General features: G+C 65.6%; 16 protein-coding genes. 11 read left to right on the forward strand and 5 right to left on the reverse strand.

Translation table 11 applies throughout. The features are described 5' to 3' along the window. Positions 1–95: 95 nt before the first annotated feature. Positions 96–1,901: a DUF262 domain-containing protein gene (locus ACFPIJ_RS11885; protein ID WP_380114789.1), complete on the reverse strand. Its 1,806-nt coding sequence runs from the start codon at positions 1,899–1,901 to the stop codon at positions 96–98. A gap of 741 nt (positions 1,902–2,642) precedes the next feature. On the opposite strand from ACFPIJ_RS11885, the gene ACFPIJ_RS11890 reads away from it, so the two are divergent. Further along, positions 2,643–4,151: an IS1380 family transposase gene (locus tag ACFPIJ_RS11890; RefSeq protein WP_380114790.1), complete on the forward strand. Its 1,509-nt coding sequence runs from the start codon at positions 2,643–2,645 to the stop codon at positions 4,149–4,151. A 245-nt stretch (positions 4,152–4,396) separates the two neighbouring features. Then, on the forward strand, positions 4,397–5,824 hold the full coding sequence (locus tag ACFPIJ_RS11895) for a hypothetical protein (protein WP_380114791.1): 1,428 nt from the start codon (positions 4,397–4,399) through the stop codon (positions 5,822–5,824). A gap of 492 nt (positions 5,825–6,316) precedes the next feature. On the opposite strand, the gene ACFPIJ_RS11900 is transcribed toward ACFPIJ_RS11895, so the two are convergent. Next, the gene (locus ACFPIJ_RS11900) at positions 6,317–7,501 is read right to left on the reverse strand and encodes a toll/interleukin-1 receptor domain-containing protein (protein WP_380114792.1); all 1,185 of its coding nucleotides are present in this window, start codon (positions 7,499–7,501) and stop codon (positions 6,317–6,319) included. A gap of 459 nt (positions 7,502–7,960) precedes the next feature. Then, positions 7,961–8,887, reverse strand: a complete 927-nt coding sequence (locus ACFPIJ_RS11905; protein ID WP_380114793.1) for a hypothetical protein — start codon at positions 8,885–8,887, stop codon at positions 7,961–7,963. Between the two features lie 75 nt (positions 8,888–8,962). On the opposite strand from ACFPIJ_RS11905, the gene ACFPIJ_RS11910 reads away from it, so the two are divergent. Further along, positions 8,963–10,489 (forward strand): hypothetical protein, encoded by a 1,527-nt coding sequence (locus tag ACFPIJ_RS11910; RefSeq protein ID WP_380114794.1) that lies wholly within the window; start codon positions 8,963–8,965, stop codon positions 10,487–10,489. A 184-nt stretch (positions 10,490–10,673) separates the two neighbouring features. Here the strand turns inward: ACFPIJ_RS11910 and ACFPIJ_RS11915 are convergent, their stop codons facing one another. Continuing rightward, positions 10,674–10,877: a hypothetical protein gene (locus ACFPIJ_RS11915; RefSeq protein ID WP_380114795.1), complete on the reverse strand. Its 204-nt coding sequence runs from the start codon at positions 10,875–10,877 to the stop codon at positions 10,674–10,676. 405 nt (positions 10,878–11,282) lie between these two features. On the opposite strand from ACFPIJ_RS11915, the gene ACFPIJ_RS11920 reads away from it, so the two are divergent. Further along, positions 11,283–16,421 (forward strand): sacsin N-terminal ATP-binding-like domain-containing protein, encoded by a 5,139-nt coding sequence (locus ACFPIJ_RS11920; protein WP_380114796.1) that lies wholly within the window; start codon positions 11,283–11,285, stop codon positions 16,419–16,421. Positions 16,422–16,668: 247 nt separating this feature from the next. Here the strand turns inward: ACFPIJ_RS11920 and ACFPIJ_RS11925 are convergent, their stop codons facing one another. Next, the gene (locus ACFPIJ_RS11925) at positions 16,669–16,827 is read right to left on the reverse strand and encodes a GntR family transcriptional regulator (RefSeq protein ID WP_380114845.1); all 159 of its coding nucleotides are present in this window, start codon (positions 16,825–16,827) and stop codon (positions 16,669–16,671) included. A 329-nt stretch (positions 16,828–17,156) separates the two neighbouring features. On the opposite strand from ACFPIJ_RS11925, the gene ACFPIJ_RS11930 reads away from it, so the two are divergent. The 7 genes from ACFPIJ_RS11930 to ACFPIJ_RS11960 all read left to right on the forward strand — a co-directional run bounded on the left by ACFPIJ_RS11930 (position 17,157) and on the right by ACFPIJ_RS11960 (position 25,295). After that, a complete protein-coding gene (locus tag ACFPIJ_RS11930) occupies positions 17,157–19,289 on the forward strand; it encodes a DEAD/DEAH box helicase family protein (RefSeq protein WP_380114797.1) in 2,133 nt (710 codons plus the stop codon). Positions 19,290–19,298: 9 nt separating this feature from the next. Beyond that, positions 19,299–19,484 (forward strand): hypothetical protein, encoded by a 186-nt coding sequence (locus ACFPIJ_RS11935; protein WP_380114798.1) that lies wholly within the window; start codon positions 19,299–19,301, stop codon positions 19,482–19,484. Next, entirely contained in the window at positions 19,481–21,541 is a 2,061-nt protein-coding gene (locus ACFPIJ_RS11940) for an AAA family ATPase (RefSeq protein WP_380114799.1), read from the forward strand. The genes ACFPIJ_RS11935 and ACFPIJ_RS11940 overlap by 4 nt, the downstream gene beginning before the upstream one ends. Position 21,542: 1 nt before the next feature. Next, positions 21,543–22,016 (forward strand): DNA phosphorothioation-associated protein 4, encoded by a 474-nt coding sequence (locus ACFPIJ_RS11945; protein ID WP_380114800.1) that lies wholly within the window; start codon positions 21,543–21,545, stop codon positions 22,014–22,016. Between the two features lie 339 nt (positions 22,017–22,355). Further along, a complete protein-coding gene (locus ACFPIJ_RS11950) occupies positions 22,356–22,595 on the forward strand; it encodes a hypothetical protein (protein WP_380114801.1) in 240 nt (79 codons plus the stop codon). A gap of 652 nt (positions 22,596–23,247) precedes the next feature. Then, on the forward strand, positions 23,248–23,502 hold the full coding sequence (locus tag ACFPIJ_RS11955; RefSeq protein ID WP_380114802.1) for a hypothetical protein: 255 nt from the start codon (positions 23,248–23,250) through the stop codon (positions 23,500–23,502). An 11-nt stretch (positions 23,503–23,513) separates the two neighbouring features. Next, entirely contained in the window at positions 23,514–25,295 is a 1,782-nt protein-coding gene (locus ACFPIJ_RS11960) for an ATP-binding protein (RefSeq protein ID WP_380114803.1), read from the forward strand. Positions 25,296–25,332 lie beyond the last annotated feature (37 nt).

Here is a 25,332-nt window from a genome sequence, read left to right on the forward strand (position 1 = left end):
TACCGGCGAGGACAAGCTGGGCCGAACGGCTCGCCCTAGAACAGGCGTCAGAGACGATAAGGGCTGCTACATGTAGCCGTGATTCTCTACGACAACTAAACCACGAAAACCCGCACAGCCATCGCTACTAGCTCTTGCTCGCGTTGACTAAGGTCCGCTTCGGTCCAGGCTGCCTTGGTGGCCAAATCCGATGTCATGCCGATGCTGCTGATGGCATAATAGGCCGCTTGCTTCGCCGCGAAGGACTTGTTCGCTGCAGCGACATTGTCGGCCTGGCCAAAGAACGTAATATTACCCAGGTTATGCTTCAGTGGTTCCAATGCCGAGTCCTTGTCGGCCGGCTCGGCCCTTTGCGGATAAATGTGCTCGAGGGTTGCGTCCGCTATATCTATGACTTTAATCATCGTTGGCTTAGGGCGGGCCTTTGGATTGGTCGAACCGGTCTTGGTCCACCACTGCCGATGATCCTCAATAGTGGTAAGAAACTCCCTGATGTTAGCCCGCTGGCTCGAGTTGTTGAATCGCAGGTTCTCGCCTAAGAGTTGCACGAACAGGGCATCGGCGGCATGATCGTTTATCAACTTTCGAAGGCCGATGCGGAAGGCGTTTAGGGTATAAGAAGCGTGGCTCGCGGTGTGCATCTTGCAGGCTTCCGAGTAGTAAAGATTCGCTGGCCGAGTCGCATGTCCGTTGCAAACATTCTTGTAGCGAAAGGCGAACACTTCCAGCATGTAGACTAGTTCAGCAAAATCACCCTCAGATAGCGACACCGCACCCGCGAGAAGCACTGGTAGTGCAAGTTCATGCTTCAAGGTAAGAATCAGGCGACGCAGGCGATCAACCTGCCAGGCTCGTACCTGATTAGGCACTCCAGGCGGGCGATCGTAAGGCCAGTCGCCGGCAACGAGCTTAAGAAAGATCGACAGTTCATCTCGGAACAGCTCGATCGTCTTAACTAGACTTTGGGCCTCCGCAGCCGTCTTGGGCGGCATCTTGGGAAAGAACTGTTCCTCGATGGCCTCGAACAGATCTCCCTTGGCGCGTACGCCAGTCCAGGAAGGATAGAGCGCCTTGAAAAACGCCTCGACATTCTTCGCCGACGAAGCAAGCATTTCGTCCCAAAGCCTTGCCACTTGCTCGCGGCGCGAGGCGTAGGAGTCCAGAAGCTCAAGGCTTCGACTACGGAGAAGGTCGGCGTCAGAGAGCGACTCACCTCGATGATTTAGGACCGAGAACAAGCGATACGCCTGCGAACGATCCTTCGAGACGATGTGGATTATGTGTGCATCCTGAACGAGAGCTTGGCGAAGCCGCAGTAGGCGATCCACTCTCCCGCCCGCTGCACCTTTGATCCCAATGAACCGCCTAGTCATATCCAAGAGGGCTGTACGTGCGTCTATCAAAAGCTGGTGGCTCTCTCGCGACGGCTTCGGGACCGCCAACCCTGGCATGATTAGACCTTGGAAAACGGCGTCGTCGGCGAGAGAAAGCATCAGTCGTGGTCGAACCTCAGTCACCCCGGCCGCAATATCGGCTTCCTTCCAAGTCACGTACTTTTCGGCGGTGTCCGCGCGTAAAGTGTCCGCCCTTTTGGCGTCAGGCAAACTCGGCGGGTTGCTATCTGTCGCAAGCTCTGCCGCCATTTCAACAACGCATGAAAGCGCAAGCATGAATGTCGCCAAGCGCTGCTGGCCATCCACCACTTCATAGCTATGCGGACGCACTTTTTGATTATCGGTTAGCTCAATACAAACGACTCCGCCGAAGAAATGGCTGACCGATCCGCTGGGCTTGCTCAGCACTGCCTCGATATCTCGGACGAAGTGTCCTACCGCTTCGTCCTCCCACGCGTATGCGCGCTGGTATCGGGGAACGGCAAACGGGTACCGTTCCTCGAGCACCGATCCGACCGTGAGACTCTTCGCCTCAACCGAGGCCGCTCCGTGGAGCACAGCCGTTCCTCCATCCTTCATCCCAAACGAGGGTGAACACCCATTTGAGCAGCAGCGGCGACCCATGGATCAGGACGAGTGCCCTAGCCGAGGCTACTGCACCCCTTGCCGTCGATTCTCGGCGTTGCGGCATGTGGGTCATGCGCGACGCGGTCCGTCCTGCCTGTTGTGCGTCGCGCCACCGAACTGGCCTGCAGCGCGGAGATGATCCTTGTGAGCGCCAGCGAATCGCCGAGGTGGTGTTCGGGGTGGACGTGCCTCGCGACATTCTCACCGCGATGCGCCCACCCTCGGGCCCTTGGCGCGCGGGGCGGTCCGCGATCGATGCATGATCATGCGGCACGGGTCGAAGCGAAGCAGCGCGGCATCGTCGGCCATACGCGATCGGTGTGCGTGGCGGCCGGCTGAGCGTGATCGGAACTCGATCGGCGCGGGCCGGCAACTCGCTCGTCGACGCGCTGACAGACTCCACCATGTTTGACGGTCTTGGATCGGCTGTGCCAAGGACCCAGGCGCGGTCGGCAAGGAGCACAAGCCACCTACTGCGGGGATGTCCAGCGATGTCTTAGCCCTGATCCACCGATGAAATTGATGTGGCTGTGACGGGCCGGGCGCGACGATGCCCCCGCGGGCTGGAAAGATAGAGGTTCTTGAGGCTTCTATCGTCCGGTTCGAGAGGGCACCGTCGGGGTGAGAATATCGCACGGCGCGACGCGGGTGCGCGCATCGTTTGATGATCCGAATCTGGTGTCGTGTGCCGGGCTGGAGCCGGTGATGGCCCTCGCCCAGCGGTGTGACCTGCACGGCATCGTGGCTGCTCGGCTGCGTCTGCCAACAGACAAGGGGTCCAACGCTTCGGGGAAGGTCGTCGCGATCGTGGCGGGCATGCTGACCGGCGCCGACTCGATCGACGACCTGGACGTGCTGCGCCACGGTGGGATGCCGATCCTGTTCAGCAGCGTGTATGCGCCCTCAACGCTGGGCTCGTTCCTGCGGGCGTTCACCCACGGCCACGTCCGGCAGTTGCAGGCCGCCGCACGGCAGTTCCTGGTCCGGCTGGCCGGACAGGTGCCGTTGCTGCCCAGCGCCGGCGCGGTCACGTTCGTCGACGTCGACTCGCTGCTGCGGCGGGTCTACGGCAAGCAGAAACAGGGCGCAGGGTTCGGTCACGCCAAGGTCGGCGGCTACCAGGTCCTGCTGCGCGGCCTGAACCCCCTCGTCGCCACGATCAGCACCCCGGACGCGGCCCCGGTGATCGCCGCGACCCAGCTCCGCGCAGGCAACGCCGGTTCAGCCCGCGGCGCGGCGGCACTGATCGCCGAAGCCGTCGCCACCACCAAAGCGGTCCTCGCAGCCCAAGCAGCCCAATCCGTCACCGCTGCAACGACAGCCGCCACGGTGGCGGCTGAGATCATGGTCCGGGCGGACTCGGCGTTCTACTCCCGCACGGTGATCACCGCCTGCCGCCGGGCCAGGGTACGGTTCTCGGTCACCGTCCGCATCGACGCCAAGGTCCGCAGGGCGATCACCGCGATCGGCGAGGACGCCTGGACCGAAATCCGCTACCCACAACCGGTCTGGGACGAAGACCAGCAGCGGTTCATCTCCCGCGCGCAGATCGCCGAGACCACCTACACCGCGTTCGAAGACACCCGCCACGAGGTCACCGCCCGGCTCATCGCGCGTCGCGTCCCCGACCTGAACAAGACCGGCGTGGACGAACAGGGTGCGCTGTTCACCGTGTGGCGTTACCACGCCGCGTTCACCGACAGCCCGTACGTCCTCGTCCAGGCCGAAGCCCAGCACCGCGGCCACGCCATCATCGAACAGGTCTTCGCCGAACTCATCGACGGGCCCCTCGCCCACCTGCCCTCCGGCCGGTTCAACGCCAACAACGCCTGGCTGGCCTGCATCGCCATCGCGCACAACCTCACCCGCACCGCCGCCACCCTGGCCGGACGACCCCACGCCACCGCCCGCGCCGCCACCATCCGCCGGCACCTGATCAACGTCGCCGGGCGGATCAGCCGACACGCCCGCACCGTCACCATCCACCTGCCGCAACACTGGCCCTGGCAACACAACTGGCTACGCCTGTTCACCACCGCACACGGCCCCACCCGCCTGACCATCCACACAGGACAGTCACACGCAGCCGACGCCGGCCACCCACAACGCCAGACCCCATCGAGCCATTGAGCACACCGACAACCCGGCCGGTCACCCCCGCACGCCCCGACCAACACCCAAGATCATGAACTCGGACCAGCCGAACGTCGAAACCTCATCGGTGGATCAGGGCTTAGAAGGCGGGCGGCATTGAGCGTCGCCCTGGACCGTGGTGCAGACAAAGGTTGTTCAACGCCGCCGAGCAGCAGTTCCACCAGGAGGTGGTGTAGCCTGCGCACCACTTCGACATGGGAGTACTGATGCACGATGTAACGGTGACGGACTCTTCAGCCGAACTGGACCTCATGTCGTCGATCGCCTCTCTCATCGACCGCGCTGGAAGCATGCGTGACCAACTCGCCGCCGACGACGTCGTGGCGGCCAAGCAGATCGCTGGCTGGCCGGAGACCCAGGCAGTGAACGCCGCCGCTGGCGTCGCTGCCCGCACAAACCGATACCTGCATTACGACGATGACGCCGTCGATGACCACTGGGGTCGTCGGCTTACCCGCAGCACACTCCGCGCTTTGGGCGTGCTGGCTATGCTGCGCCGGCCGGAGGTACCCGCCCAGTTTCCAGCCGATCTAGCCGCCTACCTGACTGGCCCGCCGATTCAGTCGGAGCGTCTGGTGGTCATCGACGCCCGCATGCCCATGCAGGGATCACACGAGATCTGCGGCTGGCAACTGACGGAGCCGACTGCCGCCGATCTGGACGCGATGGTCCCCCTGCCGTCGAGCAGCCTATTCGCCGCCGACCCGTGGGATCCGGCCCTGCGCCTCGGTGGCTGCTGCGTCCTGCGACAGGGTAGCGACGACCTCGAGGCGCGCAATCCGTCGATGTGGGGCACCGCCCTACAGAGCCTGTTCGAACCAGAGCTCGTGATCCCGGCGTGGCAGCCACTGCTGCTGCTCAACCTTGCGCAGTCCGAGCGCGTGATCATCGCCGCCGAATACGAAATCGAGCCGGGCCGCATGGTGGAACGAGTCCGAGGCACCGGCCTGGACCTGATGCCCGCCACATCCGACGGGATCGACGAATGGGAAGAGCCGGGCTGGGGTCCCTGTCGTCTCGACGAGGAGGAACTGGCCGATGTGCTGACGTTCACTGGCATCATGTCGCCACTGCTGCAGCAGTGGCTGACCGGAGAGAACCTCGCCAACAACCCCCAGCCGAAGGCGTTGAAGAAGGCCAGCGAGCGGCTTCGCCGCAGCGCGCACCGGTTCCTCGGCCTCGGCTCACGCCTCGGCAGCGACGGCGACGTGCTGTACGCACGTGACCGTGCCGAGATCATCTTCTGGTACGTATCGGCCCTAGAGAATCTCATGATCACCGACAGTTCGGACGGCGAACTCAGCCGCCGAGTGTCCCAGCGCACGGCGGTCCTCATCGGCACCGACGACAACGAGCGACTTGAGATCCGTCGTGCCATCACCCAGGCGTACGGCATCCGTTCCAAGGTGGCTCACGGCGATGTGCCGCCTGAGACACACCTCCAGACTTTGCCGAAGCAGTTACACGGTTACCTACGTCGCGCCTTTCGGGACCTGATCATCCTCGGCCCGCTCTTCGATGTCGCCGCGGTTTGTGACGATGCGCTCCTATCCGCCGCGGTCCGCGAGCAGTTCATCGCCGACCCCGTCGGCCAAGTCATCGACCGGTTGCCCGAGGAGCCGGGCATGGCCGCCCGGCGGAGGCGATAAGCACGCCGACCAGCCGACATCCGTTCTGAACTGATGGTCAACGGCCTCGGTTGCGCTCCCTGGCTCGTGAGACAAGAGGTGCAGCGGCGTCGATCCTAACGACCCGTCGAGCGTTAGTTGTCGATGGGTGGGCGAGTCGCGCCCAGTCCTGTATGGCAAACTGCCCGCGAATCGAATTTCGGCCTCAACGCCGTGTGTGAACGCGTAGCAGGCGGGTTGACCTGGGCAGATGCTCCGCCCTACTGACACACCCTACCACCACGTAACCAAGAGTCGCCGCAGCTCAGGCCCTGGAGGCGTGGACTAGTCACCTCCGCAACTGTGGACCCCGGCGCTACAAGCGCAGCTACTGATTGAGTTTTGCGCTACCCACGATCCGCAGAACGGTCGACGCGGCAAGGTTGAGCGGGGTTCGTTCCTGTTCAACTCGTCGGTGTCTCGTCCATGTCTCGGCGGTGAGGCAGTGGTAGAGGCATCTGATCCTCAGGCGGTTCAGCGCAGGCCGGTCACTCCCCGATGATCGGCGACGAGGCGGGCCACGAGTTCCGCTGCGACGGCGGCGGATCGAGTGACGACCGCGTTGTACTCGATGGCTTCATCCGGTGCCACGTGAATGTGGTCGGGTTGGGTGATGCCGATCGCGGCGGTGTTGCTGGGGCGGGCAACGCTGCCGTAAGAGATCATGGTCGCCGGGTCGAGGCCGATCGCCGGCACTACCAGCGGACCCTGCGGCAGGTTGAGAGCGGTCAGAGCATCGAGCATCCCGGTGACTTGGCCGACGAGGTGCTCGATGTCAAGAAGGAAGCCGACCTGGCCTTTCGGAAGTGGCGCCCACGTCGATCGTTGACCGGACCGGGTCACGGCCAGCCCTTTCTCGTTGCCCCAGCCGCTGCTGGTCACGCGGACGACGGCCGAGTCAGCGTGTGACTCGAGGGCTTCCAGCCGGGTGAAGATGCCGGTCTTGCGGCCGTGGTCGGGTAACAGGTTCCTGAGTTCGCCGAGCTCGCTGACCTGCAGGCGGGCGTCATCATCCGAGAAGGCGAGATGCACCTCGACCGCCGCTGCCCGCTGCTGCATGCCGCGTGCAGAGTTGTCGAGGTCCCGATGCCACGAGACGGTGACCGGCGGCGCTGGGCTCTGCCATCGCAGTCTGCCAGCGACCGGCGGACCGGACGCTGCCGTGCCGGCTGGGAAGGAGACGGCGGGCGGCGAGCCGGGGGCCGGACTCGCTGACGGACCGGGAAATGGTGGTGGCGCGGTGGGTTTGCTGCGTTCGCGGCGGACGCCCTCGAGGATCATCTCGCGCGCGGTCACCTCGTCCTTGCCCTGGATCCGGATCTGGACGACTTGGCTGAGCAGGCCCTCAGGGCTGCATTCCTCGACCATGATCGGTACGAGGGCGTTCTTCGCGCCTTCGGGATCGCTGGCGAAGGCGGCGGCCCACTCCGGGGCCGGGAACTTCGCCTTCAGGTATGCCGGGGACAGCACAGCAATCATCCTGGGGCTCTGTTTGAGTGCCTTATCCATCTCGATGGCGAAGTTGCTTCCTGGGCGGAAATCCCACTCCTGGATGGTGACGGTGTAGCCGTCGTCTTCGAGGATGTACGCGATCCAGGTGGCCCATGCCTTGTCGGCGGCGGTGTAGGAGACGAAGAAATCTTTCACGACGGGGTCCACCCGACCGAGGATAGAGGCTGGGGCCGACAAGATTGCCGTGGTGCGGCGCCGTACGGCCGACGTGCTGGTGCCAGTCGGCAGAGCGAGCCGGCCGTAGGCTCCTTGCTACCGGGACTTACGTTCCAGCAGCTTATGGAGTTCTTCGTACCGAGTTCGGTCACTCCGGCGTGGCCAAGGGCGTACCCCACGGCGGTGTCGACGTTGATCAGCCCGCCCCGCACCACGACATCCAAGGCCCTACCGACGTGGTCACGTTCGTCCTTGCGGGTCCAGTTGTTGGTGCCGTCGTAGAACACCGCCCGGTCGAGGGCTCGCTTGCCTCGAGGTCTAGCGCCGACGGATCCGGATACACGTCGGACAGGTCCACTGCCCCTGTCGCCGCCGCCCAGCCGAGCAGCGGCGTCATCGTGCTCTCCAGAAGCACGAACGCCGGGCCGAGCGATTGTGTCAGACGGGCGTCTACCAGTGGCGACGCCGGTAGACCTGGACTTCGCGTACGGGCATCTCGGACCAGTGCAATGGGCGGTCGATGACAGGGCGGGCGAGGTAGGGGGTGATCCGGTCGCGTTCGTGTTCCTCGGCGAACTGTTCAGCTTGCACGGTTTCGCCGGCAAGGTCGAGCGCTTTGACGAGTTGGACGATGAGAAGGTCGAGGCGGTGGTTCTCCGCTTCAGCGGCCGTAAGGCGTTCGTGGGCGGCGACGGCGCGATGGCCGCACCATTGCCGCAGAAGCTCGTGCTCGGGCCGGACGTGCTTGCGGTACCAGTGGTACTCCCATTCCGGACTGGAATTTTCGCCCTTGCGGAAGGGGTGCGGGCCGCCGTGTTTGCATTTGTGTCGGGCCTCAGCCTCCTCCTCGATCACGTGCTCCAGGATGGTATGCGAATGTGCGCGGCAGGCGGCCTCCGCGATCACGACCGTGCCGGCGGGCGAAACGATCGCGCCTTCGTCGGTGGTGAACCACTGGACCTTCGCGAGAATCTCCTCGGCGGGCGCCTGAAGGATTTCGGCCAGCGCCGCGCGGTCTTTGATGATCGTTGCGTTCTCGACCGGACGCCAGTCCAGTTCTGCCACCTCCTCCGGGATGAGAGCGGAGTAGACGGTGCCAACTGCGCTCTGTTCGACGGAGTCGAGCTCGAAGTCGGCGATGCGCTGCCAGGATGCTTGCTGGGCGTCGTAGGCTTCAACATCCGCCCACCGGGTTTTTAGCCGCAATGACGGCACGGTTTGCACACGGTGGCCGTCGTCGGGGAACTCCACCTCGATGCTCGCAGTGGTCTTCTTCGGTGTGACGGCCTTGATGCGTACGCGTTCCGAGGGCGCCGTGTCTCGAAGCCGGTATGCCCATTCGTCGCCGACGACGTACTGCGATGCGTCGAACGTCACCTGAACCGCCCTTCGGAAGCCGGCCTGCCGTGAGGCAGTGTGACCCGGTGTGCAGGACCACTCTGACATCGCCCGATGGTGTACGCCTACCGGATGATGAGGGTCTATGCCGGGGAGCGAACTGGTCGGTATAACTGGCCGATGGTCGACACCGCCGCGCCGCTGAAGCCGTACCAAGTCGAGGTGCTGCGTTGGATAGAGGCCGGATGTCCTGACGCGGGTATGCCGGGTGATGGCGCGAAACAGACTGCGAGGGCGTTGCAAGGCCGGCGTCTGGTCACGGTGTCGCGTCGTGACGGCCGGTGGTCCGCGGCCTTGACCGAGCGTGGCCGCTACTACCTCGACAACGGCCGGTACCCAGGGCCGACCGGCACGGCGACCGGTGACCTTTCGGAGAGCTCGCCCACGTCGGCGGCCTCGGGCGGAAAGGGCCGGCAGCCGACGGCGCAACCGTCCGTGATCCAGGAAGGGACCGTGCTGATCAAGCGGCTCCAGAGCGGCGGCGGCACCGTGGTCGTGTCGGATCCGGACGCCGACACCCGCGCAAGCTATCGGCGCGCCATCCACGCTGCCAAGCAGCACAAACTCGTGCCGGACGGCTACGACCTCCGGCACACCGGCCGCAACACCGGTGACCTCGTCATTCGCCTGTACTCGGCGGCGCAGCCCTATGACACCGATTGGAATCGGCTACGGCTCGACCAGGGCGACACTCGCGCCACCGTGGCGGCCGACTACGGCGCCCTCGAACAGGACCCCACCAACCTGCATGTAGCACCGGAATCTATCCCCCGGGTGATCGGCCTGCTCCACGCGCTCGACAATGCCGGAACCGTACGGAAGTGCCGCATCGGCGTCAACCTCGCCACGAAGCACCCGAAACCGTTCCTCAAGTTCAGCGGTGCACGGCGATCGCTCGACATCTTCGAAGAGTACGACCAGGTGCCTCACGTGCTCACCGCCGACGAACGGCGAACGAAACGACTCCGCCCCTGGGCACACATCCCGGAGTTCGACAGCGTAGCCACCGGCCGCCTCCGCCTCGAAGTCAGCCAATTCCAGTCCGATCAGCGCCTCACCTGGCGCGACACGCCGATCAGAAGCCTGGAACAGCAGGCCAGTCGCATCGTCGCCGACATCATCAAGGCCATCGAAGAGCAGGAACGGATCTCTGCCGCCTTCCGACAGCGAGAGAAGGAACGGCAGACCGCGGCAAGACTCGCCGAACAGCAGGCAGCCGAGGAGCGCCGCCGGCGCGACATTGAACGTAAGGCAAGGTGGGAGCACGCCATCGCGAAGGCCCGCCGCCTCGCCATCGAGGAGCACCGAAGGACGACGTTCAACACCGCGATGAAGCAGTGGCAAAAGGCCGTGGACATGCGGGCGTTCTGCGACGCGCTCGAACATGCCTCCGCTGGTCAGCCGGCCAGGGAGGGCGAACTCCCAGCCTGGTTAGCCTGGGCACGCGCCCGCGCCGACACAATCGACCCCACCGCCGGTACGCCCACGCTCACAACTATTGACTTCACCATCGAACCGGGCCCGGAAGACCTACGCCCTCATCTGAACGGATGGAGCCCGCACCACCCTATGAAGGAATAGGGCACGACGTCCCTCGGTCAACCGACACCGCGGATCACGCGGCCAGCAGTCCATACTTGACCTAACGACCGACGACGAAACCGGCGATATTCACTGCTGCACGGGGACATGTGCCCAGAGCGCGCAACACCGGGACCAGCTCCGTCGCGGCTTGCATACACCAGTCACTCCAGCCGTCGCGCCCTCACCGCGCAGTATAAGCCGGGCGGATCTCGCTGCCCAGGCGCAGGTAGCGGTTGTAGTTGCGGGTGATCGGCGCGATCGTCACGTCGTGCCACCCATCCAGGCGGCGGACGGGGCGCAGGTCGAGTGGAATGGCAAGCGCTCTGCCGTGGCCCGGCTGCGGCTGGACGAGCAGGGTGGTGATGCCGTGGTCATCCAGCCGCACCGGTCCTCGGACCATGCAACAAAGCCAGGATCAATAAATTGGCGGATTCCAGTCGAACCGGAAAGGCCGGTTGACCCACGACAGTGGTGCCTTTCAAGCCAACTTGAAGAAGCGATCGAAGTATTCGGTTAGTTTCGCGATGACGCGCTCCTTCTTGGCGCCGAGGTTCGAGCAGGGCGGTCCCGAAAGCCGCTGATTCACCCAGTCCACTGTGCGGAGTAACCACAGACGAGCACGGCTCCCGTCGCCTGGAGGCACTTCTGCACTACGCCATCGGTGGCGCGCAGTACGGACCAGCTCGCGAAGTACATCCGCTTACCGGCACAGCCAGCGGCCAGCTGCTCGGCCCGGTCCTACCGCGCCCGGGCGCTACGCCGACATTTGAGCGCATGGCACTCTGAGCCGGTGAACGACTTCCGGCAGCAGATCGGACGCCAGGCGGACGGCGTCGCCCAGATGTATCTGGACGGCGAACGGGCGGATCAGCCGATGACCCGGCAGCAGAAGGAGTTCATCGAGGGCATCATCGCGGCCGACTACGACGGCCGGACGATCATCGAGCTGCTCCAGAACGGCCACGACGCCCATCCCCGCGAGCTCCGGACCGGGCGGCTGGAGTTCCTGCTGGCCGAGGATGAGGCCGAGCACGGGGTGCTCTACGTCGCCAACGGCGGCGGCCCGGTCGCGCCGGAGGACTTCCGGGGTATGTGCCGGATCGCGATGAGTCCCAAGCGGCCCGACCAGGGCATCGGCAATAAGGGCGTCGGGTTCAAGAGCGTCCTCCAGCTGTCGGAGAGCCCGGAGGTCTACAGCCGGGCCACCGCCGGATCGCCCTCCTTCGACGGCTTCTGCTTTCGCTTCGCCCAGCCGTCCGATTTCGGCGAGCTCGCCGACCGGGTGGCCCCGGAACGTGCTGGCTTGGCCGAAGAGCTGCGGGCCAACGTGTCGCAGATGACGGTGACCGTACCGCTGGACGGCCTTCCGGAGCGGGTCGGCGAGTTCGAGGCGGCCGGCTACGCGACCGTGGTCCGCCTGGTCCTGCGCTCGGCCGTCGCGCTGGAGCAGACCCGCGAGCAGCTTGCGCAGGTCTGGTCGACTGCGGTTCCGTTCAACCTCTTCCTAGAACGGGTCGAGCGGATCACGGTACGAACGCGAGCCGCTGACGGCGACGAGACGGTCCAGGCGCTGACCAGGACGTCTCGGTCGCTCAACGACACAACCGAGGAGATCCGGCTCCAGGACGGCAGCACCTTCCTGCTGCTGCGCCGCCCGGTTCCCGAGGCCGCCATGCTGACCGCGATCGAGAGCAGCCGCCTTAACTCCCGCTGGGCTCGTTGGAAGGGCGACGCCGCGGTCTGCGTCGCCGTCCCGCTCGGCGAACCCCTGGCCCAGGGCCGGTTCTACACCTTCCTGCCGATGGAGGAGGCGGCACCGCTGCCGGCCTTCGTCAACGCGCCGTTCTTCGCCCAACTCGACCGCAAGAGCATGAACGCGGCGGTGCCGCTGAACGACATGCTGCTGAGCCAGATCGCGGCCCTGTGCGCGGACGCCGTTCGCAACGGTTCCGCGCTGCCCGGTGGGGTCCTGCTCGACCTGGCCTGCTGGCAGCAAGCGGCGCTGCCCCGGCTGGTGGCGGCCTTCGGCGAGGACGAGGTACCGCTCACCGGCGTGCCGCTGGTCCCGGCTCTGGGCAGTGAGGATCAGCGGGTGCCGCTCGACGGGGTCAAGCTGTGGCGCGCAAAGGGCACCACGATCAGCGCGGAGGCGGTGGCCGCCACCGGTGTCACGCTCGCCGACAGCGCCCTGGGCCCGGTACGGACCAAGCGCGTCGAAACGCTTGCCCGGCACCTCGGCTTGCGGCTCATGGCCACCCCGGCGGAGCTCGCCGCGTGGGCCGAGGCGGTGGCCGCCGACCTGGCCCGGGACGGCGCGGACCCGGCGGTGTGGGCGGGCTTCTACGACGACCTGGCCGCCGAACTGCGCGACTTCCCGGAACAACTGCGAGGGCGGCGGGTCCTAATCGGTGAGCGGGGACGGTTGCTGCCGGTCACCGACGAGCAGCGGGTTTTCGTACGCCCGAACGGCGAGGCCGCCGCACCACCCGCAGCCGTCCATGCCCGCCTGGCCTTCCTGCTGCCCGGGATCTGGCGCGTGGCGGAACGGCCACGCCGCCCGGGCCGGGAGTGGCTAGAGAACCAGAAACTGGTTCGCGACTACCACACCGAGACGGTCCTCGACCTGGTCGGCGCCGCCATGCGGGCCCTCGAGCCGGACGACCACGGAGCCTTGCGGGAGTGCCTGGACTTCGCCTTCGACGTCTGGCGCCGGGCCACCCGGGAGGTCAGCCCGAGCGTGGTGCGCGACGCGAACCTGCTGGTCCCGACCACGTCCGGGTGGCGGAAGGCCCAGACCGCTACCTTCGGCGCGGGCTGGGGAGGCTCCATGGCCGACACCGATGCCCAGCTCGCCCGGCTGCTCGACGCGGTCGCCGAGGTCTCCGGCGACCTCACCCGGGTCGCGGAGGCGTGCACGACTCCGGCCCACCTGGAGGTCGGCGATCCGGAACCATGGCGCGAATTCCTGGAGGCGGCCGGGGTACGCCACGGGCTCACACCCCTGTACTACCCGAAACGGGTCTTCGACCTGCGCGGCGAGCACGTAGCAAACCCGGCTGCGGCACCCCTGCCAGACATCAATCTTGCGGTCGCCGACAAATACACCTGGCGTGAGGTCGCCGCCGGGTGGAAACGGCAGGGGCCGCCGTCACGGACGGTCCACTACCGGCCCGCCACCGATGTCGCGGTCCTGCCAGGACAGGGCGACTGGCCGTCCTTCAGCCCCGAGGCCCGGCGGATCTACGCCGAATTAATCCTGCGCGGACTCGAGGTCTGGTCCGACTTCATCCTGGAGATCTTTTTCGTACGGGACACCGACAGTACCCGGGCGGCCTGGCCGACCTTCGTCTCCTCGTTCCTGGCCACCACCGAGTGGATCCCGCAGACCACACCCGGCCAGCGCAGCCAGGTCACCCTGGCCGCCCCGGCGGATGCGTGGTGGGTCCGGGACGAGGCGACCCCTGACTATCTGCGCGCCCAGCCGCATGCGCTGCGGAGCCTGGCCACTCCGCGCGTGCTGGAGCGGCTGCGGAGGGCCGGAGTCCGCTTCTGGGACGACCCGGCGAGCGCCCGCAGCCGCCTGGACGAGCTGACCGGCCTCGTCAACGGACACACGGCGGTGAACCCGGCCGTGCGCAAGGCCTACGAGGAGGCCTGGAACGAGATCGCCGAGGGCGCCGAGCCGCCCGGGAGCGTGCTGGTCACCCGGCAATCCCGGCTGGAGGTCGCGGACCTCCGGGCCGAGGGCGAACCGGTCTACGTCTGCGACGAGAAGGGTGCCGCCAAGGAACGCCTGCTGCAGCAGACTCCGGTCGCGATGCTGGCGATCCGGTCCCGGCCGCTCGCCGAACGGGTCCGCCGCCGTCTCCTGGGCACCGGCCCGAACCGGCTCGTGCCCACCTCCGAGGTCGCCGTTGATGTCATCGGGGACGGTGTTCCCGCTGCGGACCTGCCATTCCATGATCTCGGCGCCTTCGGCGGCGGCTGGCTGCCCACTCTCGTGCTCGGCTGCCTGGAGGTTCAGCAGAGTTCGTTTCGGGCCGTCACCGCCCAACGCCTGGTGAACGTCGACCGGGCGCTGTCCCGCTGCCGGCTCGCCACCGCCACCTCGGTCGTCGCGCACATCGGCCCGCACCGGATCGCCGCCGGTGACTCCGGCGCCCTGTCGTTCCTGCTCGACACCGGCGACCACCCGCGCATGGTGGTACTCGCACCCGAATCCGACCGGTGGACGGTTCTCCAGGCGGCGAGCGGTGCCCTCGCCGAGCTGGCCGGCGACCCGCAGTTGGAGCCGTCGCTGCGGCTCGCGCTCGTCGACCTGCGCCAACGCTGCGGCGAGACAACCCCGGTGGTCGCCGACATTGCGGCCGTCCTTCGGGTGCCGCTACGTGATCTGGAAGCGGCCATCGCCGGAGCCGTCACCCGGTACGCCGACCACTCCGCCGTCGTTGCCGTGCTCGCCTGCGTCGATCTGGATGTAGCCCAGGAACTGCGGGAACACAGTGACGGCTTCGGCGGGCGCGACGAGCTGCGCGCCTGGCTCTCCGCTACCGGAGTGGACGCCGACCGGGTGCTCGCCCTCGCCGACCGTAACGACCCACTCGCCGCGATCACCGAGCTCGGCGTCTCGTTGGAGAAGGCCAACCTGGCCTTCCGGCTCTGCGGGCTGCCACTGCTGCACCGCCAGGGCGGGCACGCCCGGCAGTTCGAGGCGTTCCGGCAGCAGCACCGGGCGGCCATCCTGGACCGGCTCCGAGACCGCTTCCTTCCGATGGCCGAGCGGAGCGAACCGCTGACCGGCTATCTGAGCATGCGCGATCTGCGAAGCCTGACCAGCGACGAGGAGTGGCTCGACCGCTACTGGGAGCTGCCCGAGGAGGTGATGCAGGGGCGGGTCGAAGCCTGGCTCGACGAGGGCGCGCCACCCGCGCCGGCGGAGGAGAGCGGGCTGCCACCGGTCGACACGCTGCGCGAGCATGGCCGCCGGGTCGCTGTCCGAGCGGTGACCAGCGCCCGACTGGTGGTAGAAGCGTGGTCACACCGGTCGGCAGAGCCGGTCACCGGCCGCCCAGACAACCCGGAGACGGTCGCGTCAGAGATGGCCGAGGCCGGTGCACTGGACTTCAAGCGGATCGGCCAGGACGACGTGATCACCTGGCTCGCCGAGCACGGGCAGTGGCCGGCGGCGATGCCGCGTACCACGGCGCCCGCCCGGCTCGGACTCTCCGAACAGGACCTGACCCTCGCTGGAGAGCGGTTGCAGCAGGCCTCGGCGGTGCGCCACCGCAACTCGGTGACCACGATCTACGGCGGCCGCAAGTACGGCCAGGAGGCCGAGGAGACGCAGGCCTTCATCGACGCGGTGCGGGCGTCCATAACCCTCGAGGCCATGAACACCCCGCCGCAGCCCGCGGCCCTGCCGCCCATGCCGCTGCCCGCATCATCCTCCGGCCGCAACCGCGGCGGCTCCGGCTGGCAGGTCACCTCGGCACCACCCGAGGTGACCGCCCGGATCGGGCTCGCCGGCGAGCTGATCGCCGGCGGGTGGATCGAGCACCACTTTCAGTTGCCGCCCGAGGTCACCTGGGTCTCCGCCAACCGCCGCAGCCGATTCCCGGACGGCCGGGCCGACGACACACTCGGCTACGACTTCGAGATCCCGCTCGGCGACCGCCGGCTGCTGATCGAGGTCAAGGCCACCAAGGAAGCGGCCGCCCAGATCACTCTCGGTGAATCAGAGGTACGCACCGCCCAGAGCCTCGAACCGCACGAGGATTACTGGATTCTCTTCGTCACCCACGCCCTCGAACCCGACCGGCACCGGGTCCACGTCCTGCCGAACCCGCTGGCGCCGGGCGGCCTCACCCACTATCAGGTGGCCGGGCGCAGCCTGCGACTGCTGTTCCAGCTGCCCGGCGCCACGTCGTGAGCCAGTCAGCTGGCGTGCAGGGCCCCGTCTCCGGGTCGATCGGGCCTAGTCTGCGATATGGCGCTGACGACCGGAACCGCCGGATGGCTAACCCGCAGCCAGTGTCGGCTCAGGCGGCGCTTCGCCGCTTGGCTTGGATGCATTCGGCGACGGCTGGCAGGTTCAACCGCTGACCGGGAATCGCGATGGTGAAGTTGGCTTCGTATCACCGGCATCGGCGAGTTCTCGATCTTGGCGCGACGACTGATTAGCGCGCCAAGGCTGGGCCATCGTTCGCGGCGGCGACGTACGTGCCGCGACCGACGACGGTTATCACCGGCCCGCGTTCCCGCAGCAGTTGGATGGCCTTGCGGGCGGTGCCCCGGGCTATGCCGTACTCCTGAACCAGCTGGTTCTCCGAGGGGATCGGCCGGTTGGGCGAAGGTCACCCGCGTCGATCCTCGCCGCGACGGCGCCCGCCACCTGTACATATAGCGGAGTCGGGCCTTCGTGGTCGATCACGGCCTGACCATAGAAGGCCAGGGCCTTCGGAGCCATCGCACGAGGGGCTGCCGCAGTAGCCGAAGACCTACGGTTAGATGAGACGCCGGGTTTGGGTGCCCGCCGCGGGCTACGGCGTTAGGGAGGCGACAATGTTTCAACCCGTCGCGTTAGAGGCGGCGCGAGACGTCCTCAACGCTGAGGGCCTCCGGCCCGACGCCGGTGTGGACCGTCCGGAAGCGGTGATCTGAAGTCTTGAGCGGTGGCAGCCTACGCGGCATCGGACTACGTGATCACTTCCGCAGCGACACCGACGATATGGTGCGTGATTTCTATGGCCCGTGCCTGAGCGCTGCCGTTCGCTATGACCGTGCGGTGGGCTACTTCACCAGCACGAGCCTTGCCCTGGCAGCGAACGGTCTGCAGCACCTGACGGCACGTGACGGTCGGATTCGTCTCATCGCCAGCCCTCACCTCAGCGCCGAAGACATCGACCAGATCGAGCTCGGCTACGAGTACCGCGCCGTTATCGCCGCCGCAGTGCAGCGTGAGCTCGGCGAGCACGTGGAGCGATCACCCACACTTCTCGCGAAGCTCGGTCTCCTGGGCAGGTTGGTCGGTGACGGCGTGCTCGACCTCCGGATCGCTGTGGTTCGCCGTAATGACCGCTTGGCGCTCTACCACGAGAAGATCGGGGTCTTCGTGGACGAGCATGACGATATGGTCGCGTTCAGCGGGTCCTCCAACGAGACGGCGAGCGCTCTCCTATACAACTTCGAGTCAGTCGAAGTCTTCCAAGGGTGGGTAGACGGTGAGGCTGCCCGGGTCAACCGCATCGCCACGGATTTCGATAACCTCTGGTCAGGGACAACGCACAACGTCGAAGTGCTGCCATTTCCAGATCTCGGCAAGGAACGACTGCTTCAGCTTTCGCGGGTTGCGAGCAAACAAGGTCTTCAGCCTGAGGGCTGGCAGTCGGATTCCGGGGTTTTGATCGGGACACGTGCCGGCTCGTATCCCACGCCACGGCTACCGGCGGAAATCACGCTTCACGGTTATCAGAAAGACGCGATCAGGAAGTGGTTCTCCGCCGATGGTCGCGGGGTGTTCCAGATGGCAACCGGGACTGGAAAGACGGTAGCGGCATTAGCGGCCGTCAGCAAGATGGCAGAAATTTACGATCGGCAACAGAAACCGTTGCTTGCAGTGGTCGTCGCACCGCAGATCCATTTGGTAGATCAGTGGGCGGATGAAGCGAAGAGGTTTGGCCTTCATGCCCTCTGCTGTTACGACGATGCGAAGTCGTGGGTTGAGGCAGCCAACGCCCTGACGATCGGCTTGTCGGCAAGGCCGAGCGGCTTTGGCATGCTTATTACTACCAACGCCACTTTCGGCCGACCGGGATTTCAAGACCTCTTGGCGGCCTACCAAGGCCCGTTCGTCCTTGTTGCCGATGAGGCCCACAATCTCGGTGCGCGATCGGCGCTCGCCGCGCTGCCCTCGTTTGCGCCGCATCGAATGGCGTTAACGGCTACGCCGGAGCGTTGGTTCGACCCGGATGGCACCCGTGCGTTGGCGGACTATTTCGGCGACCCAGTAATCGAGTTGGGGTTGCGCGAAGCGATCAGCATCGGTGCGTTATGCGAGTACGACTACTATCCGATACCGGTCGCGTTGGACGAGGAGGAGAGCGCACTGTACGCGCAGCTCACGCAACGTATCGGGCGGCTGTTCGGTGACAGTCGCGCAGACAGTAGTAGTCCGGTCGATGACGGAAATGATCAGCTATCGATGTTGCTTCGCCGACGGTCGCAGCTGCTCGCGCACGCCCGTGGGAAGCTGGCGGCCCTCCAGGCTCAGGTCGCCCTGCGGGCGGACCAGTCATGGCAATTGCTGTACTGCGCTGAGGGAGTTGCTCCGCAGGACGGCGCCGAACGGCAGGTGGACAGCGCTCTACGACTCGTCGGCAGCAACCTCGGAATTCCAAGTCATCAGTACACCGCTGCTGAGACCCCGACGGAACGGCGCAGAATCTTGGAGCGGTTCCGAAGTGGAGATCTTCGAGCTCTGGTCTCCATGCGCTGCCTCGACGAGGGGGTCGACATACCAGATGCCCGTATCGCCTACATGCTGGCGAGCAGCACCAACCCGCGGCAGTTCATCCAACGGCGGGGCCGCATCCTGCGTAAGTCGAAGGGTAAAGACTTCGCCCAGATCGTCGACTTCATCGCGGTGCCCGGCGGTCACGTCGATATAGCCGTGGAGCGACGCCTTCTCCGTCGAGAGATCACACGGTTCGCCGACTTCGCCTCGACTGCGCGCAACGCCGGCGAGGCACTCTCAGTGATGCGGCCGATGCGCGAAGCATACGGATTGATGGACGTATAAGGAGCCCTGGTGAGTAAAGAACCTACAACCGAGCGCGAGGCTGTGGCACAAATTTTCGCTCAGCAGGAGCCGATCGTGCAGGACTACATCAAGGAGGTTTTGGCCATCTCCCGTCAGCGGATGCATCAACGCCACCACGCTAAAGGACTCCTGGACCTCTACAGCAACGCGCTCAAGAAGCTGGTGAAGTCGTGAAACTTATCTCTTTGGAGATGCACAACTTTCGTCAGTTCGTCGGGCAGCAGAAGATTGAATTTGCCGGTAGCGACGACCGTAACGTGACCCTCATCTATGGCGCCAACGGCGGCGGTAAGACCACGATCCTTAATGCCTTCACGTGGGCATTGTACGGGACGACCAGCCCGGACTTCGAGCAGAAGGAAATGCTCATCACCGACTCGGTGTGGGATGACGCCCTACCGGGAGCCATGATTGAAACCAGCGTAACGTTGCATTTCGAACATGACGGCATGCAGTATCGGCTGCGTCGGCGGATCAAGACGCCCAAGGATGGGACTCGCCAGCAACCGCAGAGCTATGACGTCACCCTCGACAACTTGGACGAAAGTGGAGCGTGGAAGGAGGAGAAGACATACTCCGACCGTATCGAGCAGATACTTCCCGAGGAACTGTCCCAGTTCTTCTTCTTCAACGGGGAACGCATTGAACGCCTCGTCAAACGTGGCGCCTACCAGGACATCCAAAAGGCAATCAAGACGCTCCTGGGGCTGGAACAGTACGAGCTCGCGCTCAAGCACCTGCCGGAAGTCGTTCGCGGGCTGGGCAACGAGCTGCGCAAGCTCGGAAAGTCTCAGGCCGGGGATATTGTGAATCAGCAGGACCAGATCCGTGAGGACACGGAACGGCTGCAGGACGAGCAGCGCCGCCTGCGTGAAGAAGTCGGGCACCTGACCGACGAGCGGGACGTCGTAGAGACCAAGCTGCGTGCGCATGCGCCGACCGCGCAACTGCAGCTGCGCCGCGACGAGCAGACCCGCGCTTACCGGTCGGCGGAGGAACGCCGTACGCGGGCCGCGCAGTCCCGCACGAGTCTGCTGACGAAGCGGGCCTATCGTGTCTGGCTCGCCGAGCTGGTGCCTCAGGTGCAGAGCGCAGCGGCCGGTCTGCGCGAGACTGGCCAGCTCCCGGCGCCGTTGAAGCGCCAGTTCGTCGAAGAGCTGCTGCAGCAAGGCTCCTGTATCTGCGGAACGAAGCTGAACGACGGCGAGAGCCCTCACGATCACGTCAAGACCTGGCGGGCCAAAGCTGGCCTCGCCGAAGTCGAGGGCGCGTGGCAGCAGATGCAAGGTCGTGCCACTGAGCTCGCTGAGTCGTCGCAGGAACTGTCCCCATTGCTGCGCCAGGCCAACGCCGACATAGCCACGGCCGCGGAAGAAGCCCGCCAAGCCTCGGAGATCATCAGTGAGGTGGAGGGGCAGCTCAAGAAGCTCCCCAGCGAGGACGGTCAGGAGCTGGAGCGGCGCCGGGTGGACCTTACCCGGATGGTCGATAAGAACAACTATCGACTGCATGACATCGAACGAGAGCTTAAGGAACTTTCCCGTCGCGGCGATGACCTGGGTAAACAGCTGGCGAAAGTGGAGATCACTGACCAGAAGGGCGCCCTGGTACGTCAGCAGATGGCGGTGGCGAGTCAAGCGCACGCGGCGATCTCCAGCATGTACAACACGGCCAGCGAGTTTGTGCGCGACCGGCTCGATGTGAAGATCCGCGAGGTGTTCTCGAAGATCTCCATCAAGCCGTTCACTCCAGAGTTGAACAGCAACTTCGAACTTCAGCTGTGGCGCGGCGACGGAGACAGCCGTGTACCGGTCTCCAAGTCCACCGGGGAGAACCAACTGCTGAGCCTGTCGTTCGTGGGCGCGCTGGTAGCACTGTGCAAGGAACGCGCAACAGGCGAGAAGGGAGCACAGATCCTCGGACACCTGGGCGGGCTGTATCCGATCGTCATGGACGCGCCCTTCGGCAACCTCGACAACACCTACCGAGAAGAGATCGCTCGGGCATTGCCCGGCATGGCTTCCCAGGTCGTGGTGTTCACCAGCGTTGCGCAGGCGGAGGGGGTCGTTGCGAACCGGCTGGAAGGCAACATCGGCGCCGAGTACGTCATCTGCATCAACACCACCAAGGACGACGCTGTGCACGACCGGATCGAACTCGGTGGGCGCAACTTCGACTACGTCGTTCCCGTCGCCGACGCCGACTGCGCGAAGATGGAAAGGGTTCGCTGACATGATCGACCCACGTGTGCGCCGACCTGCCGACAAGGAAGAACTCATCACCCGGCTGGCAGGCGATGCCGACTCCGCGGTGTTCGACTCCATGCGAGATCTGTTCGTCTTCGCCGCGGCGCTGGGCAAGACGGAGGAACGGCGGGTGCCGCTGTCGAGTCGATCGGGTAAAGACCCGATTCGGTTGGACCTGTTCCGCAGCGACTCAGGGCATGAGTTCTTGATCCAGACCCTGGCCATCCTCGCGTTCCCAGGCGACGCCGAGGTCTTGCACGAGGACCGTGTCGGCGATCGCATCGCGGTCTTCGAAGAGTACGTCAACGGCGGCCTCGAGATCATCCAGGAGAACCTCGACGCCGGCCGGCTGCTGGGGGACGATGACGTGTTGATGGCGATCGTCGGGCGGTACATCGACAAACGCGACCCCGACGCCAAGATCGATCTGAGTCAGTTCGCAGACGACCTGGGGCTGTGAGCCCTCCACTACGGCTTGCGGGGCCTTGATGCCCACAGCAGCCATGACAGCTTCGGGTCGAGGTGGCCACCTCAGTCGTCGGGGGAAGCGAAAGGTTGAGCGTGCTTGCCAGTCCGCCTCGGGGTCATCGCCGCCCGCTGCCGTGTTCCTTGAACGCGAGCTGCGCAGCGGTCCCGAGGCCAGCGATCAACGCGACCGAGGGCCTCGCCGGGGGGCCGACCGCGGTTCCTAGCCTCCGTTCCTAGCCGCCGCCGTACACGAGGGGCCAGCGGCGGTCCCCTGGGCGAAACGTCGTCGACGTGCGATGCGCGCGCCGACACCTCTCGGTGCGACGATCTTGTGGCCGAGACGCTCGTCAGGTCGGTCCGAGGATGGCGTAGCGCGTCGGCAGTCGATCTCCTTGCCGATGCCTTGAGCGGCTTCAACGTGCAGGTACGCGTCGCCCGGGGTGGTGGTGCGGGCTTGACGACGCTGGTGTTTGCCGACGATGCCACGCTGATGCATGATCCGCTTGGCCCGTTCGCGGTCGACCCTCGCTCCGTGCCACGCAACTCACTGGTCACGCGCGGCATTCCGTAAGTGTCGCCGGGAATTCGGTTCACCACGGCGATCCGGGCAGCGAGAGCGTCATCGGCTGCGGCCCCGCGGTCTGCCGGGCCCGTTCGCTCGCCTGCCACGGCTGAAAGGCCGGCTCGGGACACGGTCGGAACCCTGTACTACTGCTTCACGTCGTCGTGCGACTCCGCTCCGGTCGCGTCCCGTCGAGCCTCGGGATGAACCGGCCAGACCGGCGGATGTAGCCGGCGCGCCGGTCGACCCTATCGAACCTAGCGTGCTGGTCAGCACCTAGGCGTCTCATCATTCGGGAAGTTTATTCAACGCCGAAAGAAGGCTCAGTCCCAGACCCCATACATCAGTGAAGGCAAGTTTCCCTGCAGCTCCAGCGATCGACCGCATGGCGTTCGTTGGCAAGGCGAAAGGAACACAATTGGATCAGCACTGCCCTCATGAGGACACCCAGCGCGAGAGCTACGTTACGCCTGGTGCTGGATCTGAGGATGGCGTAGCCGCCGACGACCTCGTTCGTCGTGTGACTCGGCGGAGCTACGCTCTCTACCCGGGTATGGTTCGCGCCCTGGTTCCCCCTGACCGGCCCGGCCACTACATCTTGTTCGCTCGGCGCAGGCCTGTATACGTCGGTCGGTCCGATACGTCGGTTCGGCGTCGCCTGTTGCAGCACTCCTATCGCCGCCAGGCGGCCTACTTCCAGTTCGACGTGCACACGTGCGTTGCCAACGCATGGCTTGCCGAGTGTGCCTACTTCCACGCTCTCCGCGGCCATGTGGACAACATCATCCATCCGGGCGCCCCGGACCAGAGCGGCATGCGGTGCCCCTTCTGCCGGCCCGGCTGGCGCCCGCGCCTGTTCGCGGACCTCGATCTTCCGGATTTCGTTCAGCAGCCGATTCACCGTGACCACCGTTAAGGAGTTCCGCCATGTCTGACAGCAAGCCCGTCAAGGGGTTGAAGGCTCCGCTCACGCAGACGTTCCCCGCCCTGGAAAGCGCCCGTGACTCCGGCTTCGACCTGGCGTCGTCGGTCGGCGAGATCGTCGACAACTCCATCCAGGCGAACGCCACCCGCATCAGGATCAAGACGGTCGAGGCAGAGGACGGCTCGGCGATCGTCAAGATGGCCTTCGCCGACAACGGTGATGGCATCCCCCTCGACTACCTGGCGTCGGTGCTCTCCCTCGGCTACTCCAGCCGTTACAACTCGCGGACGGGGATGGGTCGCTTCGGGGTGGGCCTGAAGCTGGCCAGTCTGGCACTGAGCCGCTGCGTGGAGGTCTACACCAAGACCCGTGACGGAGCCGCCGTGTACTGCACCGCGCTCGATCTCGACGCGGTGCGCAGTGGCGAGCAGACCGAGCTGACGGTGCGCGAGGTGACCGGTTTCCCGGAAGAGTTCGCGGGACTCATGGCCGACCCGGCCGGGACGACGTTCGCATCCGGCACCCTGGTGGTCTGGGCCGACATCGACCGGCTGCCGATCGGGGGAGGCAATGGGCGCGCCCGGTCAGCGCGTGACGTGTTCGCGGACAAGCGTGAGGTGCGCAAGGCGCAGCTGGAGAAGTACCTGGCGCGGACCTACCGGGCCTATCTCGCCAAGGGCATCGCGATCGAGCTCGACGGGCTCATGATCGACCTCTACGACCCGACATTCCAGCTGCACACGCCCCGAATGGTCCGCCAGTTCGGCGAGGATCTCCGCGGCAAGATCATCCAGGAGACCGACGAGAAAACCGTGGTCATCGACGGTCACCCGGTCCACATCCGCGTGGCGCTCGCGCCTCTGGCTACCCGTGCGGAGCGGGGCCAGGGCGCCCGGGCCTTCGAGCATCTGTTCCTGACCACCCAGGACAGCCGCCTCGACGATCACAACCAGGCGATCTCGATGCTGCGCGAAGGCCGCGAGATCTACTACGCGCTGGTGCCCCAGATGTACCCGCCGGACAAGTCGGGGAGCGCCGACCTGGACCGCTTCATCGGCGTCGAGGTCAGCTTCCCAGCAACGCTGGACGAGTACTTCCGGGTGCGCAACGTGAAGCGCGGGGCCGAACCGGTTGCAGAGCTGCGCGCCAAGATCCGCGACTTCATCCGCAATCCGATCATCGAGGCTCGCAAGCAGATCCGGGAGGACTGGGAGCGCGCGGTGCACGAGCGGCACACCGGGCCGGCGGACCGCGGCCACGAGCACGCCCTCGACGTGATCGAGCGGTCCGCCCGCAAGATGCCGGTGAGTGCACCGAAGCCCGACGCGTCGCCGGAGCGCGAACAGCAGGTCCTGTTCGACCTCGCTGAGGACCATGGGATCGACCCCAAGGACGACGCCAACGCCGAGGTCATGGACACGCTGCGGCAGCGGTTCCATGAACGCGCCATCATGATCACCGACAGCGGGTGGCCGGGCAAGGACATGTTCGACATCGAGCACCTGTCAGGCAAGTTCGTGCTGAAGATCAACCATCGGCATCCGTTCATCCGTGACGTGTACGACGTGGTGAAGCAGATGGCGGCGAAGCAGCCGACCGAGTTCGATCTGGACGAGGTCAGGCGGTTGCTGATGAAGGTGGATGTGGCATTCGACGTGCTGTTCACGGCCTACGCGAAGGCCGAGAACATGCATCAGGATCCGGATGGCGCGTACGGCGAGCTGCGCTCGTACTGGGGAGTCATCACCGCCGGCATGCTCAATGAGGGACTCGCCGACCTGTGACGATCCGCCTGGGGTGGGCCTCTGCGGTCCACCCCAG

This window comes from Dactylosporangium cerinum, assembly GCF_042653625.1.
Taxonomy (GTDB): Bacteria; Actinomycetota; Actinomycetes; order Mycobacteriales; family Micromonosporaceae; genus Dactylosporangium; species Dactylosporangium cerinum.

What these genes read in the sequence shown, in the direction of transcription:
- ACFPIJ_RS11910 (WP_380114794.1), top strand. Translation starts at nt 8,963, where the DNA reads ATGGTGTACGCCTACCGGATGATGAGGGTCTATGCCGGGGAGCGAACT.
- ACFPIJ_RS11945 (WP_380114800.1), top strand. Translation starts at nt 21,543, where the DNA reads ATGATCGACCCACGTGTGCGCCGACCTGCCGACAAGGAAGAACTCATC.
- ACFPIJ_RS11960 (WP_380114803.1), top strand. Translation starts at nt 23,514, where the DNA reads ATGTCTGACAGCAAGCCCGTCAAGGGGTTGAAGGCTCCGCTCACGCAG.